Consider the following 18,431-nt stretch of genomic DNA (forward strand, 5'->3'; position numbering starts at 1 on the left):
AGTGAAACCTTGCTCCTATTGCGCTGAGCGCGGTTTTGTTACACTTTTGACACGTGTCGAAGCCTAGACGTCCGCACGAAACCGCTCCGTTCGAGCGGGTTTCGCGGCCAATCGCTTCTCGTTCCTTGGAGGAATGACCATAGAAAAAGTGCATGGTAATACCAGCGGTCTGAAGACCGCTCAAGTCAAGCAGCTCAGCAACCTCTACCGACGCCGCATCGAACCCGGCGTCGTCACCAGCCCGGAACTCGCGCGCAACCTCAGCGAGCTTTCGCACGACATCCGGCGCGAAATCAGCGTCCTCATCGATCGACGCGGCCGCGTCCTGAGCGTTTCCGTGGCCGACGCGAAGGGCACCGAGCTGCCCACCCAGCGCCTCGGTGAGACGCGCCTCTCGGGCTACCACTTGCTGCACACGCATCCCAAGGGCGGCGGGCTCAGCAAAAGCGACCTCTCCACGCTCTTCCTCAATCGCCTCGACGCGGTCGCCGCGATCGAAGTGCGCAGCGACGGCTTGCCCGGCAACGTCCACCTCGCGCACCTCACGCCTCCTGGCACGACCGGCGAGGAAGAAGACTGGCGCGTCTATCCTCCGCAAAGCCCGTACGAGATCGAGGATTTCGATCTCGGCGCGCAAGTCACGGCGCTCGAGCAGGAAATCGCCCGCGCGCGCACGTTGCGCGAAAGCAGGAAGGACGGCGAGCGCGCCATCCTCGTGCAGATCGACACGGGTGAATTCGACGCCGAGGACCGCCTGCAAGAGCTCAGCGAGCTCGCGCGCACGGCGGGCGCGGAAGTCGTGTACAAGGAGCTCGTCTTCCGCCGTCACCTCAAGCCCGGCACCCTCGTCGGCAAGGGGAAGCTCGAGGAGCTCACCTCCAAGGCTTACCACCTCGACGCGGACATGATCGTCTTCGGGCAAGAGCTCAGCCCGGCGCAAGCGCGTGAAATCGAGGAAGCGACGAGCCTCAAGGTCATCGACCGCACGCAGCTCATCCTCGACATCTTCGCTTTGCACGCTCAAGGGGTGGAAAGCAGGCTGCAAGTCGAACTCGCGCAGCTTCGCTACATGAAGCCGCGCCTGCTGGGGCAAGGAACGAAGCTTTCGCGCATCGGCGCCTCGGGCGGCAGTGCGGCGGGCGGCGCGATCGGAACGCGCGGTCCCGGCGAAACGAAGCTCGAAATGGACCGACGCCTCATCAACGACCGCATCGCCTTTCTCGAAAAGCAACTCGAAGGTGTGGCCGTGCGCCGCGAAGAGCGCCGCAAGCGCCGCTCGCGCAACGACGTGCCCGTCATCTCCATCGTCGGGTACACGAACGCGGGCAAGAGCACCCTCCTCAACGCCTTCACGCACGCCGCCGAGGAACCGCGCAAGGTTCTCGCGGAGAACAAGCTGTTCGCCACGCTGCGCCCCACCTCGCGGCAAGGCTTCATCGACGGCGTCGGCCCGGTCGTCTTCACGGACACGGTGGGCTTCATTCGAGACCTTCCCACGGACCTCGCGCGAGCGTTCCGTTCCACCCTCGAAGAAATCGGAGACGCGGACGTCCTGCTCCACGTCGTCGATGTCGCCAACCCCGCGGCGGACGCCCGTCACGAAAGCGTGCAGCGCATTCTGCGTGAACTCGAGATCGGCGAGTTGCCCACGGTCGTCGCGCTCAACAAGGCGGACGCGGCTTCCGCGGACGTGCTCGAACGCGAGCGGGACCGCATGGGCGGCGTGCCCGTGAGCGCGAAGAAGGAGCAGGGACTCGACGAGCTCAAGCGGGCGCTGCGAGATGCCTTGATGCCTTACGTGGCGCAAGTAGAGCAAGTTCAAAGAGCCGAATTGTTGAACTGACGAGTGGTTTCGGCTTCGCAACGGCCAAGTCACAATGCGTGAGAACACCCGAGCCCCCGACTCGAAGCGAGTCGGGGGCTCGACGTTGCACCGAGCGGGTCGAAGCGGGCACGGGCGGTATCGCTTCGTCACCACTCCATCGTCTTCGACCCTTCTCCCCTTTGCCTCGCTTCAGACGTAGCTCGCTTCCGAGCCCCGCCAACCCCCAAGCCCCCTTAGGCCCGTGCTAACGCCTCCCGAAGTCCTCGTCCTCATACTCACTTGGAGGTGACCTCTTGCTCGACGGTATTTTCGATCGCGTCAAACGCGGCATGGATCGCGCCCGTTCTCGCGGCGAGGAGATGACGCAGACGACGCGTCTGCGCCTCGAAGTCTTCGGGTTGCACCGCGAGTTGGACGGGTTGTACGGTCGTCTCGGGCGCGCTTACCACGGAGGCTCCGACGAGAGCGTCCTGCTGGCGTTGCGTGAAGAGATCGACCGTGTGGACGAGGAGATCGCGGCGCGAGAACGACTTATCGCGGAGATCAACGCTCGGTCTCCGCAAGCGCCCCCGGACGAGGTGGTATCCGCTTCCGCCGCGCCGTCGAGCTCGACGACCGTCATTTCGGCCTTTCCTTCGAAGGAGATCGACATGAACAGCGAACGCGACAATCCCAACATGACCACTCCGAACACCCCGGGCTCCAACGAGGAGTTGCTGCGGCGCGACGCGGAACGCAGTTCGAACCTCGCGGGCGAGGAGCGAGCGGCACCGCCGTCGATCGAGCGTAACCGCCTCAAGGACCAGCCGAACCAGGACTACCAGGAGCGCTTGGACGAGGGGCAGACGGTCTCACGGGGAACGCTGACGGACGCGGATCTCCACGGTTCGAGCGCGCCGATTCCGAAAATCGGTTCGCTCGCCGCCAACGACTTGGGCATCGATCGAGCGGCGGTGCAGCCCGACACGAGCGCCGAAGCGCACCACGAGCGCATCATCGGGAAAAACGAAGAGAAGCAGACGGACTTGGCGAGCAACGACCCCAGCCCGATCGATTGAGCGACAACGAAACGAGCCCCGCCGAGAAGCGGGGCTCGTTTCGTTGTCGGAAGTCAAAGGTCGCGTCGCCGAAAGATCAGCAGGGCGAGGATGAGCGCGAGGACGACGTACACGGCCGCCCAAACGATCAAGGCGGGTTCGGGCGGGGCGGTGCCGATGAAGGGATTGCCGCCGCCGCGCGTGGCGTCACCGAATTGCAGGAACTCCTGGGGTTGCAGGTAGTACGACGCGCCTTTCCACAAGGCGTCGGACGGCATGACGTAGCTGCTGACGTTGCCGAGACGAATCAGCAATGGGGTGTTCGTGAAGCCGCCGATCGAGCTGAGGATGCCTCCGGCGAAGCCGAGGCCGTACAGCAAGAACACCCCGATGCCGTTGGCGAGCGTCGTGAAGATCGTGCCGCCGAGGATGGTGAGTGTGAGCAGCAGCACGACCGTCAGGCCGATCAAGCCGACGCTCGGCCAAGGATTGGGGGGAAAGTAGCCGGTGAGGGCGCGCGAGCCGTAAAGCAGGCCGATGGAGAGGATGGCGACGTAGGAGAGGTTGACGATGGCAAAGCCGAGCCACTTCCCGGCGACGATCGCTCCGCGCGAGACGGGCTTGTACGCGACGCTTTGAATGGTGCCGCTTTCGACTTCCCCGGAGATCGCGCCGACGCTGGACAAAACGGCCATGAGGCCGCCGAGGAAGTTCACGAGGTACATGCCGAACAAGACGGTGGAGCCGTACGCGACCCTCGCCGAGCGTCCGGGACGGTCGAGGCCGAGGTCACCCGCGCGTTCGGTGAGGCGGTTGTGCAGAAGGTGGACGCCGTACAGGTAGAACCCCAAGAAGATGATCGAGAGGGCGAGCAAGACGAGGACGAGACGGCGCCGCGTGGCTTCGCGCAAGGCGAGCTCGGCGACGAGAAGAACTTGCTTCACTTGTCTCCTCCTTGCTGTACGAGGCGTACGAAGAGATCTTCGAGGTCGGGGCGATGCGGCGTGAGCTCGAAGAGACGCGCGCCGCTCGCCACAATGGTGGAGGCGACGTCGGGCACGTCGGCGGCGCCGAGTTGCAGCCGGAAGCGGCCGCCGCCACTGGCATTGACGGTGCCGAGCTTGCGAAGCTTCATGAGCAGTTCGGGTGACAGCTTGTCGACGCGCACGTCGAGGAATTTCGGTGGGCCGAGCAGATCATCGATCTTGCCCGCCTGCAAGATTTTGCCGCCGTTGACGAACGCGACGCGGTCACACGTCTGCTCGACTTCGGACAGCAGGTGCGAGTTGAGGAAGACGGTGACGCCGGAGTCCTTGAGCGAGTGGATGATGTTGCGAACTTCCACACGTCCGATAGGGTCGAGGGCGGAAGTGGGTTCGTCGAGGAAGACCAGCTTGGGATTGTGGATGATCGCTTGTGCGAGGCCGACGCGTTGCAGCATGCCCTTCGAGTAGCCTTTCAATTCGTCGTTGCCTCGGCCCGACAAGCCGACGAGGTCGAGCGCGGCGGGAACGCGCTCGGCTACTTCCCGCGCGTCGAGGCCCGCGAGGCGTCCGTGGAATGTGAGGAACTCCGAGCCTTTCATCCACGTGTGAAAGCGGAATTGTTCGGGCAAAAAGCCAACGAAGCGCCGCACTCGGGCGTCCTCGACGCTGCCACCCAGAACTTTGAGGTTGCCGCTCGTCGGTTTGACGAGGCCGAGCAGCATCTTCACGGTGGTGCTCTTCCCGGCACCGTTGGGGCCAAGGAAGCCGAAGACTTCTCCTTGGGCGACTTCGAGGTCGAGGCTTTGCACGACGGCGCGCCCACGGTATTCCTTGCGCAAGGCCTGCGTTTCGATGGCGAGGGTCATGTGGCAATCTCCATGTCGTTCATTCGTTCATAGAAAGTACGACGACGCTGGAGGCAACGTTGCATTGCCTCCAGCGTCGCGAATCGTGGGTTCAGCTCGCGAGGATCTCGTCGATGCGCGCGGCCACGTCGTCGGTGAGCTTCACGCCGCTCGCGCCCACCGTTTCCTCGATTTGCTGCACTTTCGTGGCGCCCGTGATCGCCGAGGACACGCCGGGTTGACGCAACACCCATGCGAGGGCGAGTTGGGCGCGCGTGATGCCGAGCTCGTCGGCGATGGTCTTGAGGGTCTTGACGCGCTGGCGGTTCTCCTCCGTCACGAAGTTCTTGCCCCAGTTTTCGTTGTCGGTGAGACGGCTGCCTTCGGGCATTCCCTCGTCGTACTTGCCGGTCAGCATGCCCATCGCCAACGGGCTCCACACGACGAGGCCGACGCCGGCCCTGTGCGTGTAAGTCAAAATTTCCTTCTCGACGCGCTCTCGGCGCAGCATGGAGTATTCGGGCTGCTCCGTGACGGGCGCGTACAGACCGTGCGCCTTGGCGAACTCGACGGCTTCGGCGATTCGCGCGGCAGGCCACATGCTGGTGCCCCAGTACATCGCGCGGCCCGAGCGAACGACGTGATCGAACGCCATGACGATTTCTTCCATCGGGACGTTCTCGTCGTAGCGGTGCGCGAAGTAGATGTCGAGGTAATCGGTGCCGAGGCGCTTGAGCGACTTGTCGATGCTTTCCAAGACGTGCTTTCGAGACAAGCCGCGGTCGTTCACGTCGTCACTCATGGGCCAGAAGACCTTCGACGAGATGACGAGGGTGTGACGCGGCAGCTCGCGCAGCACCGCGCCCATGAGCTCCTCGGAGCGTCCGCGCGCATACACGTCCGCTTGGTCGAAGAAGTTCACGCCCGACTCGTACGCTTTCAGGACGATGTCGCGCACCATGCTCTCGTCGTTGACGTTGTGTCCGAATGTGACCCAGCCGCCCAGGGAGATCTCGGAGACTTTCAGGCCACTCTTGCCAAGGTTGCGATATTCCACGCGGGAAAGCTTACTCCCGTTCGCAGAGGAGTCAAACGCGAACGAATCACACTCCGGATTAAGAGCGCCTTCACTCTCCGCTGCTGCCTTCGGCTTGCAGACGCGCGAACCACTTGCCCCAATGCGGTGTGCGTCCGTCCACGTCGGTGAAACGGTACTCGTCCATGAGCGTCCACGAGGCAAGGGCGCGCCCGTCGAAGCGGCGCTTGTCGGGGTCGGCGGCGAGACGGGCAATGCCGCGTCCGACGAAGCGGGGCGTCTCGGACTCTTGGAAGTTCGGGTCGCTGTCTTCGCGCCAATTGTCTTCGGTGAGGCCCTTGAAGGTCAGCATCTCCTCGCTGCGAAGATAGCCGGGCGTGACAGAAACGCTGGTGACGGCGCGCGCGTCTTCTTGCAGTTCCCACGACCAGATGCGCGCGAGGCGCATGACGCCCGTCTTGGCCAGGTCGTAAAAGACGTTGCCTCGGTAAGACCACGTGTCGCCGTCCGTGACTTCGACGATCAACGCGCCCGCTTTAAGAAGCGGCAGGGCGAAGCGCGCGGTGACGACATGACTGAGCACGGCGCGCTCGAGCATCGTGCGGCCCTTGGCGAGATCGAGTTCCCACGCTTTCTTGCCCCACTCGCTGAGCGACTCGCCACCCCAAACGTCGTTGATCAGGATGTCGAGTCCTCCGTGCTGAGCGTGGATACGCTCGGTGAGCGATCGGACGTCTCCTTCGTCGGTGTGATCGCAGCGAACGGCGATGCCGCGTCCTCCGGCGGCCGTCACGAGGTCGGCCGTTTCCTCGATCGTCTCGGCCCGGTTGAGATCCGAACGGTTCGTGCGCGTGGTGCGGCCCGTACACACGACGATCGCGCCGAGCGCGCCGAGTTCGACCGCGATTCCTCTCCCGGCGCCGCGCGTCGCGCCCGTGACGAGGGCAACCTTTCCGCTCAAGCTCGCTGAATCGGTCATGGCGTTATGATTTCAGAAGAACACACGCGCCGAATCGGCCGATTGACGTAACGCCGTCTGTTTGATTTTACGGCTTGCGTGTTATCGGTCGCGCAGCAACGGAAGCGGATTGATAGCTCGGTAATCGCATTTTGCTTGCGAGCCGGCGTTCACCTCGAAGTGCAAGTGGGGCGGCGTCGTTTCGGCATTCCCGGTGGTTCCCACATAGCCCAGCAGGGTGTTCGTCGTGACGTTCTGCCCTTCTTTGAGATTCGGCGCGTAGCGGTCGAGGTGGGCGTAGTAGTAGCGCCGTCCTCCCGCGCCGACCACGAAAATCCAGTTGCCGCCGAGCGGGGTGTTCGCGAGTCGCCACACGATTCCATTCGTCGCGCTGTACACGGGCGTGCCGCGTTTGGCGAAGATGTCTTGCCCCTCGTGCTTGCGTCCACCCGAGCGAGGGGCGGCGAAGGTGTCGGAGACTTGGGCGACGCGGACGCCTTGCACCGGCATCGAGATCGTGGCGTCGGGCGCCTTTGGCAGCTTGGCTTCGAGCGTCGGAAGAATTTTGACGTAGGGGTTCCACGCCTCGCGCCGCTCGCGCTCGGCCGCCGTGCGAGGTTCCGGGCCGAACTCGGACGGGCAGTTCGGTTCTCGCAATTCGAGCAGGGGTGCCGAATCGGCGACAGAAAGGAGCAGCAAGCTTGTCAGGATGAAGCGAACGAACATGCCCCGTTGTACACGGGGCATGTGAGGGCCGAATGTCATGACGTCAGATTTCTTGAAAGCGGTCGCGGTAGATGACCCACGCCATGCCAAGCGTCGACAGGACGGACACGAGGCTCGACAAGCCATAGCTGACGAGCGGAAGGGTGATGCCGGTGAGCGGCAGCATCGAAAGGGCCGCGCCGATGTTCTCGATGACTTGAAAGCCGATTTGGCCGAGCACTCCGGCGAACACGAGTTGGTCTTGCAACCTCGGGGCGTCCGTCGCCATGCCGGCGAGGCGCCACAACAGCAAGGCGAACACGACGAGCAGCGCGACCGAGCCCACGAAGCCTTGCTCTTCGGCGAAGGACGCGAACACGAAGTCGTTGTGCGGCTCGGGCACGAAGCCGTTGTGCGACTGCGTGCCTTGCTTGTAGCCCTTGCCTTCGAAGCCGCCCGAGCCGACGGCGATGGTACTTTGAATGACTTGGTAGCCTTGCCCCCGAGGGTCTTTGTACGGATCGAGGAAGATCGTGAGGCGCGCTTGCTGGTACGGCTTGAGATGCGGGTACACCACCGTCGGGAAGACCACGGCGACGGCGACGAGCGCGAGCGCCAAGTGCCAGATGGGCGCTCGCCACGCGAAGAGAATCGCCAGGAAGATCACGGACAGCACGAGCGCTCCGCCGAAGTCCTCGGTGACGACGAGGCCCACGCCCGGCAGGAAGAGCGCGAGCGGCGCGAGGTACGACGCGAAGCCTTGGTAGCCGCCCCGCATGACGGACGCGAGAAAGAGAATGGTCGCGAACTTCAGGATTTCGAGCGGTTGGAACTGCAAGAAGCCGATATCGATCCAGTTCGTTTGCCCGTTGACATCCTTGCCGATCACGAAGGTGGACGCTTGCAGCAACAGCGCGAAAAAGTACAAGAAGGGCGCGAAGGCGAAGATGCGGTCGCGGCCCGCCCACCACATCAAACCGATCGGGACGAGTGAAAGCGCCACCCCGAGCAGTTGCTTCTGAAAGAGATTTTGGTGGTCGAGCGCGGGCGCCGAGGAGATGGAGCTGATGGTGAGGAGGCCCGCGCAGAGCAAGAGGGCGACGAGCATCGGCAGCGAGAAATCGAGCTTCGACACGGACCTCACGTTAACGCTCCATCGTGAGCGGGCGTTTCATAGGGCTCAGCGAGCGGGACGTCCGCCACGTTGGGGCACGTCGTCTTGCAGCGAGATGTTGGCGACGAGTACGACCATGTCGCCGCGCTGCTCGACTTCCACGTCCGAACCGTTCGTGGGGAAGTAACGCTTCACGACCTCCATGAGGTCACGGCGCAGGGCGTCTACCTTGCCAGGTGGAATTTGGGCGCGGTCGTACGCGAGCACGAGTTCCAAGCGGTCCTTGAGGGTCTCCTTGCTGCGTTTTCTGCCCCAGAACATCACGCACCTCCGAACAGGCGGCGCAGCGTGGCGAAGAAGCCCTTGTTCTCCTCGTACTTCTCGAAGGGGACGTCCTCGCCGTGAATGCGACGGGCGGTCGCCAAGAAAGCCTGACCCGCGCGAGTATTGCCGAGCACGGCGGGCTCGCCGACGTTGGTGGACACGAGGATGCCTTCGTCCTCCGGCACGATGCCGATAGGCTTCACACCGAGGATCTCGAGGATGTCCGCTTCGCTGAGCATGTTGCCGCTCGCGACCATCTTGGGCCGCAAGCGGTTGATGATCAGGCGAATTTCACGCAGTTGCTGCGCTTCCAAAAGGCCGATGATGCGGTCGGCGTCACGCACCGACGAGACTTCGGGGTTCACGACGACGAGCGCTCCTTCGGCAGGCGCGGCCGCGGTACGAAAGCCGCTTTCGATGCCGGCGGGCGAGTCGATCAGAACGCGGTCGAAGCCTTCCTGCTCGATGAGCTCGCGTACGACGAGCTTCATCTTGTCGGCGTCCAGAGAGTCTTTGTCTTTCGTTTGAGAGGCGGGCAGGAGGTAAAGGTTCTCGACGCGCTTGTCGCGAATGAGGGCCTGACGCATGCGGCACTTGCCTTCGAGGACGTCCACGAGGTCGAAGACGACGCGACTCTCGAGCCCCATGACGACGTCGAGGTTGCGCAGTCCCACGTCCACGTCGATGACGGCGATCTTCTCCCCGAGCTTGGCGAGACCCGCGCCGATGTTGGCGGTGGTGGTGGTCTTCCCGACGCCCCCTTTGCCGGAGGTCACGACGATGACTTTGGCGTTCAAACAATCCTCCTCAAGTGCCCGCATGACACGAGCGATCCGTGACAGTTTAGCGATGCTGGCCTCAAAATACCACGAATGCCCAGAGATCTTCACCAATTATTTATGTGGCGCAAATAAAGCCGCCCCCGAGGGGAGGCGGCTGACGTTGAGGCGACTCGATCAGTCGGCGGGGTTGGGCTGCAGGGAACCTTCGCCGCGCGCCTTGCCGACCGCGCTTCGCACGACGTCGCCCGTGATGAGTTCGCTCGTGAGCAGGGCTTCGGCCACTTCGTGCATCGCCGAGGCGTACTCTTGCACGAGTTGCTTGGCGCGGGCGTACGCTCGGTCGAGAATGCGCTTGACGTCCTCGTCGACGAGGCGGGCGGTGTGCTCGCTGAACTCTTTGGGCCGCGCCATGTCCTCGCCGAGGAACACCGGACCGGAGTCGGTCGAGAGGGCTTGGTGCTGGAAGGTGTCGCCCATGCCCCACTCGAGGACCATGCGGCGCGCCATGTTCGTGCTCTTCTTGAAGTCGTCGGCGGCGCCCGTCGTGACCTTGCCGATGAACACCTCTTCGGCCGCGCGTCCGCCGAGGGCGACGACGAGTTGGTTTTCCAGGCGCTCCTTGCTCATCAGCACCTGTTCTTCGGGCAGGTAGAACGCGGCGCCCAGGGCGCGGCCTCGCGGAATGATGCTGACCTTCTGAAGCTTGTCGGCGCCGGGCGTGACGGCGGCGGTGACGGCGTGGCCCGCCTCGTGGTAAGCGATCGCCTTGCGCTCGTCGGGCGTGATGGTGAGGCTTCCGTTCTCGAGGCCGAGGGTGATCTTGTCGAGCGCGCGGTAGAAGTCGTTCATGTCGATTTGCGACTTGTTGACGCGCGCGGCTTCGAGGGCCGCCTCGTTCACGAGGTTCTTGAGGTCCGCGCCCGAGAAGTACGGAGTGCTCTTCGAAAGCTCCACGACGTCCACCGAGCCCGAGAGGGGCTTGTTGCGCATGTGGACCTTGAGGATCGCCTCGCGCTCCTTCATGTTCGGCAAGTCGATGGTGACTTGACGGTCGAAGCGACCGGGACGCAGCAAGGCCGGATCGAGGATGTCGGGACGGTTCGTCGCCGCCATCACGATGACGCTCGTGCCTTTGTCGAAGCCGTCCATTTCCGAGAGGATCTGGTTGAGGGTCTGCTCGCGCTCGTCGTGCCCGCCGCCGATGCCGGCGCCGCGCTTGCGACCGATCGAGTCGATTTCATCGATGAAGATGATGCTGGGCGAGGACTTCCGAGCGTCGTCGAAGAGGGTGCGAACGCGCGAAGCGCCAACCCCGACGAACATCTCCATGAATTCGGACGCCGAGACGGTGTAGAAGGGCACGTCCGCTTCCCCGGCCACGGCGCGGGCGAGAAGGGTCTTACCGGTGCCGGGAGGGCCCACGAGAAGCACGCCCTTGGGAATTTCCGCGCCGATGCCGACGTACTTCTGCGGATTCTTGAGGAAGTCGACGACCTCGATGAGTTCCTTTTTCGCTTCCTCGTGACCTGCGACGTCACCGAACGTGGTGGAGACGCGGTTTTCCTTGCCGTACTTCTTCGCGCGGCTTTGGCCGAACTGCATGACGCCGCTTTGGCCGCCTTGCGTCCGCATGAACACGAAGTAGAACAGTCCGACGAGCAGCAAGACGGGCAGAAGGCTCAGCAGGATGCCGCCCCATGGGCTGGGCACCTGGATGCGCGTGTCGACGCCTTGCTGAATGAGAAGCTGCTGAAAGGAGGTGTCGGGCGTCCCCGAATTGTCGGGAATCCGCGCGATGAAGTTCTCGACGGTTTGCGTACCGCCGCGCACCGTGGTGACCTCGGTGGGCGACTTCAAGGTGACGTTGACGGTCGAGCCCGTTTGAACGAGGGTTTCGACGCGGCCTTCACGAACGAGGTTGACGAGGCTGGTGTAGCTGACCTCGCGTTGATTCGAAATGGGGTTGCTCGCGAACACGAAGTACAAGCCGAGGACGAGCAGCAAGATGAGCCAAGGGTTGAAACGTCTCAAAGTAGGTCCTCCGATGGACGGCGTCGGGTGGGATTCCCACGTCGGGAATCGCGATACTTGAGTGTACCAGACTCAAGGTGAAGCGGCGTAGTGTGTGTCACAGGAAAAGCTTCAGGAATCGAAGCCCGTGGAAGCAGTCTTGAACGTTCATTTTGACGTGTCGAGGCGAGGCGTTCGCGGACAAACGTCCTGACTCGATCCGAGCGGTCGCCCGCCCGTTTGTCCTTGGTATGCTGAGCGCCTAGATGATCGAGCTTTCGACGACTTGGCAACAAACCCTGAGCGCGCTGGAGCACGAGGACTTCGACGCGGCCTACTGGACGCTGGAGTCCGCGTACGGCGTCGCGAAGCGCCCCGAACGCGCGGTCCTGTCGTTGCTCACGGCGACCCTGCACAGCCTGTATGGCGACGCGGGCGCCGAGGACGCTCGGCGGACTCTCAGAGACGCCGTCACGCTCGACCCGAGCTTGCGAGACGACAAGTTGTACCGCGCCCTGCAAGCCGAACTCACCGCGCGTACCGATCCCGCGCGCGGCGCGGTTCTCGCCCGCGAAGCGCAAGACCCCAACCTCAAAGTGCCTCTTCCCGACCTCGAGCCAGTCGCCCGCTACCACGTAATGGTCGCCCTCGCCCTTGGCGACGAGCCGCAAGAAGCGCTCGACGCCGCGCCGATCGCGACCGAGTTGCCCGTTCACCTGCGCTGGCGCCTGCGCTCTTGGCAAGCGGACTCCGAGGAGGCGCTCGGCCACCACGAGGAAGCGCAAAGCTTGTACGCAGAGGCGGCGCACCAAGCAAAAGGGCTCAACCGCGCGATCATGCTGCAAGAGCGCGCGGCGGTGCTGTTGCAACTCGAGCGGCACGAGGAAGCCCTCGTCGTGCTGGAGCGGGCGCGCACCTTCTACGGTCGCGAACCCGACGAGGCGCTTCACCTCGCCAACTGGCATTACCTGCGTGCCCAAGCCGAACTCGGCCTCGGACGCGCCGAGGACGCGTTGAAGTCCATTGAGACCGCCAGCCGTATGGAACGCGCCGAAGGCGATCCGTCGCACGGCGTGGAACTCGTGTGGGGACAAGTGCTGAGCGCGCTGGGACGGCACGACGAGGCGACCGCGCACTTCGAGGAGTCGTTGACGCTCGCGCGCCCCGAGGACCGCGCGTTCGCCTTGCACGAACTCGGCGTGGCGTACCTCGACCAAGACAAGCCCGTCGAGGCGCGCGAGCGCCTGCAAGAAGCCCTCGCCTTCGACGAGTACCCCTTCTTGCCCGAAGTGTACGCCGACCTCGCCGAAGCCGAGTACCGCCTCGGGCGCCTGCCGGAAGCCGAAGCGAGCGCGCAGTACGCGCTCAGCCAAGGTGCGACCGTTCCGGCGAGCCTCGTGCTCGGGTCGGTTGCCCTCGACTACTACCACCTCGATGAGGCGCTCGAGCACTACGAGCGCGTCATTCGCGAGTCCGCGCCGATATCACGCGACTGGGTGACGGCGCACAGCATGGCCGCCGACATCCTCTCTCAGCAAGGCTTCCAAGATCCCGCGCGCATCTACTCGCACGCGTCGCAAGCCTTGGAGCACACCGACCCGACCGACGAGTGGTACGGCACCTTGACGGACCTCATGACGCGCGCGGAGGAAGCGCTGCGAGGCGGCGGACGGCGGACGCTCAACTGATGGGCGACACGAACGACCATAGCCACCGTGCGACGAGCCTCGTGTGGGCCGAGCACGAAGCTCGAATTCGCGCCCGCCTCGAAGCCTTGGATCCCGACCTCGGGCGCTACATCGAAGACTTCGCGTACGGCGAGGTCTTCGAGCGAGGCGGCCTGGACTTCAAGACGAAAGAGTTGCTGGCGGTCGTCATGCTGCTCGCCCTCGGCAGTCCTGACGAGATTCGCACGCACTTGCGCGGCGCTTTGCGCGTCGGGGCGACCGAGCGCGAACTGCGCGAGACGCTGCTGTTCGCCGCGCCCTTCCTGGGCTTCCCGAGGGTCGTCGGAGCGTTCGCCCAACTCAAGGACGTGCTGAGCAAAGAACGCGCCGCCCCCCGAGCGGAGGGCGGCGAACGAGACGAGTCTTAGAAGCGGATCGCGAGGCCGACACGGGCCTTGAAGACCGTTTCGGGCTGGTTGATGTAGCCGTTCGTGGTGCCGTAATCGGCCGTGCCCGGATTGAAGGTCGTCGTGCCGGTCGTGGCGCCATTGGTGTCGCGGCCCGTTTGCACGATGGGAGCGTCGAAGAAGCGGTCCACGCCGAGGTCACCGGTGAGGTAGACGTTGCCGGAGACGGGCACGCTCGCCAGGAGGCCGCCGCCGATTCCTAACTGGTTGGACGTGCTCGTCAAGCTTCCGAGCGGACCCGAGACGGTGTTCGTGAAGAGGTTGTAACGCGGGCCGACGTACACGTTCGCGCCGAGTCCGGTCGTCGCGTCGTATCCGAGGCGGAAGAGGGCGTCGAGACCGACCGTGATGTTGCGCGACGTTTGCGGAGGATTGCCGCTCGCGTCACCGAGCGAGCCGCCGATGAGCTGGCCCGCCGTGATGTTGGCGCCACCCGCCGAACCGACCACGGCGCTTTGGTTGAAGCCTTGCACGCCCGTGAGGGCCACCGTGCCGCGCAGACCGATGCTGGAGCCGCCGAGGTTGCGGCCCGTGACGGACAACTCCACGCTGCCGCCTCCGTAATAACCGCCCGCCACCCCAATGTCGGTGGTGAACGGTTCGACGGGCGAGACGCCGAAGGTGACGGACTGGGCGCCCGCGAGGGCGGAGCTCATAAGAATTGCGCTGATCACGACTTTTTTCATGTTGTATCTCCTTGATGCCGCGCTTGACCGCGCTTGACTCCATAGGAATACAAGCCTCACCTTCTCACTTTTTCTAGAACGACCTGACGGGAGATTTAGAAACGGCGTGTCGAAAGAGAGGCTGAAGGTCGGCGGCCGTTAACCGCGATTTAACAGCACGCCTCTAACCTGCGTACGACGAAGGGATCGGTCCCGGCGTCTTCCCCGCTTCTCACGACTTCTCATGCTCGCGGAGGTTCGCATGAAGGCTCGACGCTCTTCGAAACTGCTCGTACTGTCCTCGCTCGCCGCGCTCGGCGTGGTCGCGGGCACCACCCTCGCTCAACGAACGCCTACTACTGCCTTCCACCTCGCGCCCGGCATCAGCCCCGCAGACGTACCCTCATCGCTGCAAACCGTGTATCAGCGCACGCGTACGGCCACCGTGCGCGTCACGAACGACGACGGGCTCGGCACGGGCTTTTTCATCTCCAAGGACGGCCTTGTCCTCACCGCCGCGCACGTCGCGCTTTCGGGCGGACCTTTGAAGGTCACGACGACGTCGGGTCAGCGCTTGAACGCGACGCTCGTCGGATTCGACGAGTACCGAGACCTCGCCGTTCTGAAGGTCAACACGACGCGTCAAGCGAACGGATTTCTCGCGCTCGCCGACGCCAGTCCCAACGTCGGGGCGGCCGTCCTGGCAGTCGGCAACTCGCGAGGCGACTTCAACGCGCCGCGCACCGGCGAAGTCACGAACACCTCGGCGACGCTCGGCGCGAGCTTCCCGAGCGCCTTGATCAAAACGACGATGCCGCTCGCCCCGGGTGACAGCGGCGGACCTGTCGTGAACGCGGCAGGGCAAGTCGTGGGCGTGTCCACCGCCGTGGGCGTGTCGCAAAACGGTTACGCCAGCTACATCTCGCCCGTCACGAAGAGCAGCAAGGTTTTGACCGAGATTCGAGCGGGTGTCAAGCGCGGCACTCCGATGCTGGGCGTGACGATCACGAATTTCGACGAGGAGACCGCCGCGAGCCTCGGTTTGGGCCGACCCGGCGGCGTGCTCGTCACGGGCGTTTCCGAAGGTTCGGGCGCCGCGAAGGCGGGCGTGCGAGCGCCGCGAACGACGCGTGAGCTCGACGAGCGCGGCTTCTCGCGTCAGCGCATTCTGAGCGCGGACGTCATCACCGCTGTCGACGGCCGACGTGTCGTCGACGGTGACGCCCTCGTCGGGTACTTGCGAACGAAGAAGATCGGCGACCGCGTCGTCCTGACGGTGCAGCGCGACGCGAAGAGCGTCAAGCTCACCGTGACGCTCGGCGCGAAGACGCAAGTTTGACTTCAGCGAGTCGGGCACGCACGCCGTCCGGACCGTTCACTACACTGACCAGCATGCGACTGCTTTTCGTCGAGGACGATCCCCGCATCGCGCAGCCAACCCTCGTGGCGCTGCGCGACGCGGGCTTCGAGGTGACGTGGCGAACATCGGGTCGTGACGGACTGGAGGAAGCGCTCGGCGGACGCTACCCGCTCGTGATCCTCGACGTGATGCTGCCCGATCTCGACGGCTTCGAGGTGGCGCGGCGCTTGAGAGAAGCGGGCGAACGCGGCGGCTTGTTGTTCTTGACGGCGCGGGACACGCTCGACGATCGCGTGCGCGGCCTCGACCTCGGCGGCGACGCGTACCTCACGAAGCCCTTCGCGGTGCCCGAACTGCTCGCGACGTTGCGGGCGCTCGCGCGAAGGGGCGCGGAAACGCGAAGCGTGCGCGTGGCCTTCGCGGGTGGACGCGGCGAGATCGACACGACGCGCCGAGACGTGATTTGGGACGGGCAGGACGTCACGCTCACGAACCGCGAGTACACGCTGCTGGAGACGCTGGCCCTCTCGGCGGGCCGCTGGTTTTCCCGCGAGGAACTTCTCGATCACGTGTGGGGCCCCGACTTCGACGGCGAAGCGCGCATCGTGGACGTGTACGTGCGCTACGTGCGCCGCAAACTCGCGCCCGAGGCGATCGACTCGGAGCGCGGGCGCGGCTACAAGCTCGGCGGATCGTGAAAGAGTAACGTGTGACGCTGCGCTTCCGCCTCGCCCTGACCGTGGCGCTCGCCGCGACGCTCGCCGTGGCCCTCGTCGCCGTCGTGCTGTTCGCGGCCTTGAACCGCTTCTTGTTCTACGCGCAAGCCGACCGCCTCGGGGCCGCCGCGCGCATCGTGCAGGCGCAGCAAGATTTCCGCAGCGGAGAGGTTCGCCTCACGCGGACGAGCGGCCTCACGGGGGACGTCGAGGCGCGGTTGGAAGTGCTCGGTGCGGAAGTCGCGCGTTCGAGCGCCTTTCCGAACGTCAAGGCGAACTTGCCGACCGGGCTCTACGACGTCGACGGTCGTCCCGTCCTCGTGCAGCACGTGGAAGTCCTCGGCAACGTCGGGACGCTGACGGTCACGACCAACACCCGCGTGTTGGAAGCACCGAGAAATGCCTTCGGGCGCGCCCTGATCGTCACGGCGCCCCTCGCGCTCCTCCTGGCGGGTTTGGCGGGCGGGTTCGTCTCGGGCCGCTTGCTTCGGCCCGTTCGCGTCCTCGAGCGCGCCGCGCGCCGCGTCGGAGAGAGCGGGGACTTGGAAGGGCCCATGCCCGGCGCGTCTCAGCACGACGAATTGGGACGGCTCGCCCTCGCCCTTCAAGAAGCCTTTCGGGCAGTTGCCGCCACGCGGAGACGCGAAACGGACTTCCTGCGGGCGGCGTCCCACGACTTGCGAGGCCCGCTCGCGGCGATGAGAAGCCGCATCGGCGCGACGCTCGCCCGTCCACGCGACGCCGCCTACCTGGAGCGCGAGCTTCGCGAAGTCGACGCCGACGTCGCCCGGCTCGGACGCCTCGCGAACCATTTGCTGCTGCTCGCCCGCGACCCCGGCAGTTTGCGCTTCGTGGACGTGGACGTCTCGGCGATCGCGGCGAACGCGGTGGACCGAGCGAGGGAGCGCGCGCCCGACACGGACGTGAACTTGGACGCGCCGAAGTCGGCGACGGTGCGCGGCGACGCCGTGCTGTTGGAGCAACTCGTGGAGAACCTCGTGTCGAACGCCTTGAAGCACGCTCTCGGCGCGAGCGTCGACGTCGTGGTGCGCGCCGAAGGCGACGCCGTCACGCTGTCGGTGCGCGACGACGGGCCAGGCGTCGAATCGGGAGTGCTCGCGCGGCTCGGGGAGGCCTTCTACCGCCCCGACGCCGCGAGAAGCGGCGAGGGCAGCGGACTCGGCCTCGCGCTCGCGCGCCGCGTGGCAGAACTTCACGGCGGCACCTTGGTCTTGCAAAGCGCGCACGGGGACGGCTTCACCGCGACCGCCACCGTGCGCCGCGAAAGCGTCAGTACCCGATGAGACCGAGGGCGAAGCTTTGGACGGCCCGCACGAGTTGACCGATCTGGTTGCTTCCGATGAACACGATCAACATGACGATTACGAAGGAGAAGGGCTGCGCTTCGAACTCGGCGAGGCTTCGCCCGAGGGTGCCCGGAAAGAGGGCGGCCAGAATGCGGCTTCCGTCGAACAGCGGAATCGGCAGCAAGTTGAAGACCGCGAGCAGGATGTTGATCGAAAGCACCGTCAGCACGGCCGTCGTCAGGACGGTCGAACTCAGAATGGCCGATCCGAACAACAGCAGCAGCAAGACGCATACGAGCGCCACGGCGATGTTCATCAGGGGGCCCGCGAGGGCGACGATCAGCATGCCCCAACGACCGACCCGCGCTCCGTTCACCGGGACAGGCTTCGCGAAGCCGAATCCGGCGAAGAGCAAGAGTAGGGTTCCGATCGGGTCGAGGTGAGCGGCGGGATTGAGCGAGACGCGCCCGAAGCGGCGCGGCGTGGAATCGCCGAGGCGGTCGGCGGCGTACGCGTGGCCCCACTCGTGCAACGTCAACGACAGCACGAGGCAGGCGGCGACGATGAAGAACGCCAAGGGGTCGGAGAGAAGCAAGCTGATGAGCACGCGGTCATGATACTCAGCGC

Annotated in this window: 18 protein-coding genes; 7 read left to right on the forward strand and 11 right to left on the reverse strand. The window is 64.8% G+C overall.

Translation table 11 applies throughout. From position 1 onward, the window contains the following. The first annotated feature begins 133 nt into the window (after window positions 1-133). The gene (hflX, locus tag DES52_RS14025) at window positions 134-1,843 is read left to right on the forward strand and encodes an HflX GTPase family protein (protein ID WP_484068173.1); all 1,710 of its coding nucleotides are present in this window, start codon (window positions 134-136) and stop codon (window positions 1,841-1,843) included. Window positions 1,844-2,118: 275 nt separating this feature from the next. Beyond that, window positions 2,119-2,883, forward strand: coding sequence for a hypothetical protein (locus DES52_RS14030; protein WP_110887455.1), 765 nt, complete (start codon window positions 2,119-2,121; stop codon window positions 2,881-2,883). Window positions 2,884-2,936: 53 nt separating this feature from the next. On the opposite strand, the gene DES52_RS14035 is transcribed toward DES52_RS14030, so the two are convergent. The 9 genes from DES52_RS14035 to ftsH all read right to left on the reverse strand — a co-directional run bounded on the left by DES52_RS14035 (window position 2,937) and on the right by ftsH (window position 11,643). Beyond that, entirely contained in the window at window positions 2,937-3,806 is an 870-nt protein-coding gene (locus DES52_RS14035) for an ABC transporter permease (RefSeq protein ID WP_110887456.1), read from the reverse strand. Further along, entirely contained in the window at window positions 3,803-4,714 is a 912-nt protein-coding gene (locus tag DES52_RS14040; RefSeq protein WP_110887457.1) for an ABC transporter ATP-binding protein, read from the reverse strand. Before DES52_RS14040 ends, DES52_RS14035 begins: the two co-directional genes overlap by 4 nt. A 91-nt stretch (window positions 4,715-4,805) precedes the next feature. Continuing rightward, complete coding sequence (locus DES52_RS14045) at window positions 4,806-5,750, reverse strand: aldo/keto reductase family protein (protein ID WP_110887458.1); 945 nt, start codon at window positions 5,748-5,750, stop codon at window positions 4,806-4,808. A gap of 70 nt (window positions 5,751-5,820) precedes the next feature. Continuing rightward, the gene (locus tag DES52_RS14050) at window positions 5,821-6,708 is read right to left on the reverse strand and encodes an SDR family oxidoreductase (protein ID WP_110887459.1); all 888 of its coding nucleotides are present in this window, start codon (window positions 6,706-6,708) and stop codon (window positions 5,821-5,823) included. 81 nt (window positions 6,709-6,789) lie between these two features. Then, on the reverse strand, window positions 6,790-7,413 hold the full coding sequence (locus DES52_RS14055; RefSeq protein ID WP_245901006.1) for a M23 family metallopeptidase: 624 nt from the start codon (window positions 7,411-7,413) through the stop codon (window positions 6,790-6,792). Between the two features lie 43 nt (window positions 7,414-7,456). Beyond that, complete coding sequence (locus tag DES52_RS14060; protein ID WP_245901008.1) at window positions 7,457-8,527, reverse strand: FtsW/RodA/SpoVE family cell cycle protein; 1,071 nt, start codon at window positions 8,525-8,527, stop codon at window positions 7,457-7,459. Window positions 8,528-8,572: 45 nt separating this feature from the next. Continuing rightward, window positions 8,573-8,827 carry a cell division topological specificity factor MinE gene (gene minE, locus DES52_RS14065; RefSeq protein ID WP_110887461.1) on the reverse strand — a complete coding sequence of 85 codons (255 nt, stop codon included), beginning with the start codon at window positions 8,825-8,827 and terminating at the stop codon, window positions 8,573-8,575. Further along, the gene (gene minD, locus DES52_RS14070) at window positions 8,827-9,651 is read right to left on the reverse strand and encodes a septum site-determining protein MinD (protein ID WP_110887462.1); all 825 of its coding nucleotides are present in this window, start codon (window positions 9,649-9,651) and stop codon (window positions 8,827-8,829) included. The genes minE and minD overlap by 1 nt, the downstream gene beginning before the upstream one ends. A 135-nt stretch (window positions 9,652-9,786) precedes the next feature. Continuing rightward, a complete protein-coding gene (gene ftsH / locus DES52_RS14075) occupies window positions 9,787-11,643 on the reverse strand; it encodes an ATP-dependent zinc metalloprotease FtsH (protein ID WP_110887463.1) in 1,857 nt (618 codons plus the stop codon). A 245-nt stretch (window positions 11,644-11,888) separates the two neighbouring features. Between ftsH and DES52_RS14080 the strand changes: the two genes are divergently transcribed. Together DES52_RS14080 and DES52_RS14085 are read left to right on the forward strand one after the other, a co-directional pair. Then, window positions 11,889-13,310 carry a tetratricopeptide repeat protein gene (locus DES52_RS14080; protein WP_110887464.1) on the forward strand — a complete coding sequence of 474 codons (1,422 nt, stop codon included), beginning with the start codon at window positions 11,889-11,891 and terminating at the stop codon, window positions 13,308-13,310. Then, the gene (locus DES52_RS14085; protein WP_110887465.1) at window positions 13,310-13,717 is read left to right on the forward strand and encodes a carboxymuconolactone decarboxylase family protein; all 408 of its coding nucleotides are present in this window, start codon (window positions 13,310-13,312) and stop codon (window positions 13,715-13,717) included. Before DES52_RS14080 ends, DES52_RS14085 begins: the two co-directional genes overlap by 1 nt. On the opposite strand, the gene DES52_RS14090 is transcribed toward DES52_RS14085, so the two are convergent. Next, window positions 13,714-14,442, reverse strand: a complete 729-nt coding sequence (locus DES52_RS14090) for a hypothetical protein (protein ID WP_110887466.1) — start codon at window positions 14,440-14,442, stop codon at window positions 13,714-13,716. The genes DES52_RS14085 and DES52_RS14090 overlap by 4 nt on opposite strands. 241 nt (window positions 14,443-14,683) lie before the next feature. Between DES52_RS14090 and DES52_RS14095 the strand changes: the two genes are divergently transcribed. The 3 genes from DES52_RS14095 to DES52_RS14105 are packed head-to-tail and all read left to right on the forward strand — an operon-like array spanning window position 14,684 to window position 17,801. After that, window positions 14,684-15,760, forward strand: coding sequence for a S1C family serine protease (locus DES52_RS14095; RefSeq protein ID WP_170131059.1), 1,077 nt, complete (start codon window positions 14,684-14,686; stop codon window positions 15,758-15,760). Between the two features lie 53 nt (window positions 15,761-15,813). Next, entirely contained in the window at window positions 15,814-16,479 is a 666-nt protein-coding gene (locus DES52_RS14100; protein ID WP_110887468.1) for a response regulator transcription factor, read from the forward strand. Window positions 16,480-16,490: 11 nt separating this feature from the next. Continuing rightward, window positions 16,491-17,801, forward strand: coding sequence for a HAMP domain-containing sensor histidine kinase (locus tag DES52_RS14105; RefSeq protein WP_110887469.1), 1,311 nt, complete (start codon window positions 16,491-16,493; stop codon window positions 17,799-17,801). On the opposite strand, the gene DES52_RS14110 is transcribed toward DES52_RS14105, so the two are convergent. Then, entirely contained in the window at window positions 17,788-18,411 is a 624-nt protein-coding gene (locus tag DES52_RS14110) for a site-2 protease family protein (protein ID WP_110887470.1), read from the reverse strand. The genes DES52_RS14105 and DES52_RS14110 overlap by 14 nt on opposite strands. Window positions 18,412-18,431: the final 20 nt, after the last annotated feature.

Origin of the sequence: Deinococcus yavapaiensis KR-236, from assembly GCF_003217515.1 — a bacterium.
In the GTDB taxonomy this organism is placed as follows: domain Bacteria; phylum Deinococcota; class Deinococci; order Deinococcales; family Deinococcaceae; genus Deinococcus_A; species Deinococcus_A yavapaiensis.